2 protein-coding genes are annotated in these 4,651 nt (G+C 60.7%); one reads left to right on the forward strand and one right to left on the reverse strand.

Features of this window, described 5'->3' with window-relative positions:
* Window positions 1-863 precede the first annotated feature (863 nt).
* A complete protein-coding gene (locus Q1A36_RS21050; RefSeq protein WP_299848102.1) occupies window positions 864-3,785 on the forward strand; it encodes a galactose oxidase-like domain-containing protein in 2,922 nt (973 codons plus the stop codon).
* A 529-nt stretch (window positions 3,786-4,314) separates the two neighbouring features.
* Here the strand turns inward: Q1A36_RS21050 and Q1A36_RS21055 are convergent.
* Window positions 4,315-4,651, reverse strand: a 337-nt coding sequence (locus Q1A36_RS21055; RefSeq protein WP_299848104.1) for a CPBP family glutamic-type intramembrane protease, incomplete at its 5' end; no start/stop codon positions are given.

The raw sequence follows: 4,651 nt of genomic DNA on the forward strand, positions 1-4,651 counted from the left end.
ATCCTGATCAAGCAGGCCCGCGCCGAACATCACGGTGACAATCAGCGCCAGCTACACCACGCTATGGGACAGCATCCCAACTTCGAGTCAGCCATCGCAATCGCAGCCATCATCATCTGGTGGACCTGATTGAGTCTCGACCCTAGTGTTGGTTGCTGGGAACTGATGCCACTGAAGTCTTAGCATGCCAAAATTTGCTATCCCCTTAGCTGCTCACGGCAACGCCATGGCGCCCAAGCCGTCGACTCGGACATGCGCGACTGTTCTCAGAATCACCCTGCTTTCTCCCGCATCCAGTCAGCATCTGATGTAAGCATATGGCCTTGAAAGGCTCGTGCTTGGCATCACCAGCCCGCTGCCGTGACCAAGGCCGGAAACTCCGGCTTCAGACGGTCCACATTTGGTAGGCAGAGCACCGCCCTGCCCAGCAGCGGGGACTTTTTGTTGCAATCTGCGCAGCGCAGTGGCACCGATGAGGTGTTGTTGTATTGTTGCAGGAGGGCGATTTTATGCCACGTACTCGGGCATCTTCCGACCGCGCATCGTGGAGTGAAGAACTCTTTTCGAAGGCATCCTACGGAGCAGCGCTACGGGACAGTCTGGCAGGGCTGAAAGCCAAGGAACAACGATCGACCTACGAATCTGGTCCGGCAGGAGAAGACAAAGACAAGGGCGCCGGCGTGCCCAAGGTGCTGGACGCGTCTCTTGACGGGTTTCTGTTTCGGGCTTCGGATGACCAGCCGACACACAGTGCGGAAGGGACGGCGCAGCAATCCCTCCTGGCGGCTGATGCCGATGCAATATTGAATGGCGGCTTTGTCCAGCTTCAGCCAACCCCGGCGTTTGACGCGGATGGCGGCGGCGTGTGGGGTTTGCTCGAGGATTGGCCGATCCTGCCGATCCACGCTATCCTGACTCCGCAGAACGATCTGCTGACCTTTGGCGTTGGCGGGCCGCTAGACCCTGGGCTGGACAGGGCGATGTACTATGCGAGTTACGATCCCTCGACCGGCGAGCACCTGCTTTTCGACAATGTAAGCAAAGTGAATATGTGGTGTTCGGCGGCTGTGCTTTTGCCCGAAACAGGCAATGTCCTGATCATTGGTGGCTACAATGATGTCAGCGATCCTACGCTCGTCAGGGGCAATAACGCGATCATTGAGTACAACCCTGTAACCGGAACCATCGGCACCGATCCGACGGGCGGGATGGACTTCCACCGCTGGTATCCGACAGCCGTCACGATGGCCAATGGTCACGTCCTGATGCTTGGCGGGTCTGGGGTCGGCCATCATGGGATGGGCATGTCCGAGGTTTACGTTCCGGGCATGGGAACCTATCAATTGACGGATGCCTTCAGTGACGAAATCGCAGCCGACTGGTCCTATCCGCGTGCCTGGACGACGTCGAACGGGCGCGTGTTCATCATGACCTCGGATGACGATGCGATCGTTGTACATAACGGTGGCCGCGGGATGATGATGATGCTGGACCCGTCGGGCAAAGGCCAGATCGAGGTTCTTGGCCCGGTGCCTTTCGACAATGAAGGCGGCACGCCCGCGATCATGTATGCCGAGGACAAGGTTCTGCATCTGGATTACGACGGCAAGCTGTGGTCGATCGACCTGTCGGGCGAAGCGCCGACCTTCACCGTTGTCGGCGATCTGGGCGGACGTCACCATTATGCCGATCTGACGATCCTTCCGGATGGCCGGGTCTTCATCAATGGCGGCAGCCTGTACTACAACAGCGCCGAAGGCGCGCAACTGACGCCCCATATATGGGACCCGCGCGACAACAGCATCACGGCGGTGAATGACGAAGCCACGCCGCGCCTCTATCACTCGAACGCCATTCTCCTGCCGGACGGCACCGTGATGTCGATGGCAGGCGGTGCGCCGGGACCGATCTACAACGACAACGCGCAGATCTATTACCCGGATTATCTGTATGACGAGAACGGCCAGCTTGCGGACCGGCTGAGCATCATCGATGTCCCGACCCAGGTGCGGCAGGGCGAGGACTTCATCATCCGGGTCGACGATCCGGCTGCGGTCGACAGGATCACCTTCCTGAAGAACGGCGCGGTGACGCATTCCGTCAACATGGAAGAGCGATTTCTTGAGGCCGAGTTCACCCGTCTGCCAAACGGCGACATTCTGGTCCATCCGCCCGCAAACGCCAATGTCTTCACGCCGGGGGCCTATAACCTGTATGTGCTGGATGCGGATGGCGTGCCCTCGACCGGCGCGCCCTTCATGGCGGCAATTGCAGGCGAGCATCTGGACCGCGATACCGGCAGCTATGTCACCCTGACCGGGGCTGCCGATGTACTGGCGGGTTCGGGCAAATATGTGCTGACCGATGGGTCCGAGGACTGGCAGACCGGCGTCGTTGCCAGCAACAGTCGCATCGATCTGGACCATGATTTTCAGATCAGGTTCACTGTGTCGATGACCCCCGGCGATGGCGCGGGCGAGGGCGGCGTCGCCTTCCTGCTGCACAACGATCCGAAACGCGGCGACATTCAGGGCGCGGATGGTAACGGGTTGGGTGCCCTCGGGGTCGACAATGGCGTGGTGCTCCGGTTTGACCCGGCCGACGATCCCGCGATTTCCTCGGGCTTCGATCCGGCGGATTACGGTTCGGGCGATTCCGGTATCGTCTCGAACTTCAAGGTCGTCAACGAAAGCGACACCGTGCTGGAGCTGTTCTGGATCAACTGGGATGGCGTTGCCATTTCATATGGGACCATCCAGCCGGGCGCCACCCGCAACATGGCCAGCACCTTTGCCGATCATAACTGGTTTCTGGCCGAGCGAGCCACCGGCGAGCCGGTTGATTATCTGGGGGCACCCAAGGCCGGCGCGACCATTCGCGTGCAAGAGGGCGATAACGGCGCATCGGTCCTGTTTGATCCCGCAAACTATCCTTCGGGAGACTACGGGCCGGTCTCCGGTTTCACCATGACCAACGAGAACGACTTTGCCGTGAACCTCAACTGGATCGATTGGGATGGGAATGCCGTCTCCTATGGCACGATCCAGCCGGGGCAAAGTTACAACATGGCGCAAACCTTCAATAACCATAACTGGTTCATCACCAACACCGCGACCGGCGAGGCGATCGACTATCTGGGAGCACCAACAAACGGGTCGCACCTGACGCTGCGCACCCCCGGCAACGATCCCTCGCTTGGCATGTCCGGTTTTGACCCGACCGATCACCCCTCGCGGGGTCTCGGGCTGCACGCCGAGATCAGCCTGGTCAACGATAGCGCCTTCGCGCTTGACGTGCTGTGGATCAACGCATCCGGCAAGCCGGTGCCGATGGCGCGGCTGCAACCGGGCCAGTCGTTCACGGCCGACACGCTGACCGATGCCAACTGGATGATCAGTGATGCGACCACCGGCAAGACACTGCAAGTGCTGCAGGATTTCGACGATCTCGGCCAGATCTCACTGGACTACGATGCCAGCCGCGGCATCGACACGACGCGCTCGACCATTCGTCTGGGGGATAGCGATACCTTCGAAACGCTCGGCCTAGGCGGCAGCAGCAGGGATCTGGCGGATGGCCAGACGCATCTGGTGCGGCTGGATTGGGATGCCGATACCGACATCCTGCGCTATTGGGTTGATGGCAGGTTGATCGGTCGGATGACCGGCGAAGATCTCATCGAACAGCTCGGCAGTGAAGAGGCGTATTTCGCCTTTACCGGCGCCACCACCACCGGCAGCGTCCAAGAGATCGATGTGCTTCAGTTCGAGGGCATATTTGCCTGATCGAAGGCGCTGACCTGTCCATGCCAATGCTGCGCCGTCAAGATGACGGCGCAGCAGACCTGAGGTCCGCCTCTCGCTCCGGAAATGTGCCCTAAAATTCGTACCAGGTTCGAACTGCCCCCCCGGCCAATGGACCGACAGTCCTGAAGCAGAAGCTCTGCTCGAGGGCCTCAGGGACCTTGGCCACGTCATTGCCGACGCCGGGTTCCGACACCGAAACCCTGCGCCGGTTCATCGCCGAAAGGCTGGGAGTTACGGCGCAGATCAATCTCAACCTCAGCCGGAAGGGGCGCAGGCCATCGACCGGACGCTCTACAAGGAGCGCCGTCTCGTCGACTGTTTCTTGAACCGTCTCAAACGCTTCCGCAGGATTGCGCTTCGATGCGAGAAGACCCTTGCCTGCGCAATGGCACGGCTCGCTTAAGTGAAGATGCCCCCTAGCGGCGCAGAGCCGCAGAATAATCCGGGATACTAGCCCTCTCTGAGTGCTCCACACCGGAAATCAGCTCCGGCGCGGGCCGGGCGGTGGCTAGATGATGGCCAAATTGCGTGTGGCCACAGCGACGACAAAGACGATCAGGTTCGCTATGGCATGGGCCGCGATGGCATCCGAAATCCGTCCGGTTCGCCGGGCGACCAGTGAAAAGACCAGGCCGGCGATCAGCGCCTCGATCCACCGGTCGTGAAGGGCGGCGAAGAGGCCGGCGGAGATCGCCGCTGCCAGCACCACCCGCCACAGGGGCGCGGGCTGGTCGGCTGCGGCACCGCGGATGCGGCTTTCCAGGTAGTCGCGGAAGAACAACTCCTCGGCCAGCGGCACCAGCAGCACCGTTCCGATGCCCCGGAACAGGAACCACAAGGCCAGC

The sequence above is a fragment of the uncultured Paracoccus sp. genome, assembly GCF_947487305.1.
In the GTDB taxonomy this organism is placed as follows: Bacteria; Pseudomonadota; Alphaproteobacteria; order Rhodobacterales; family Rhodobacteraceae; genus Paracoccus.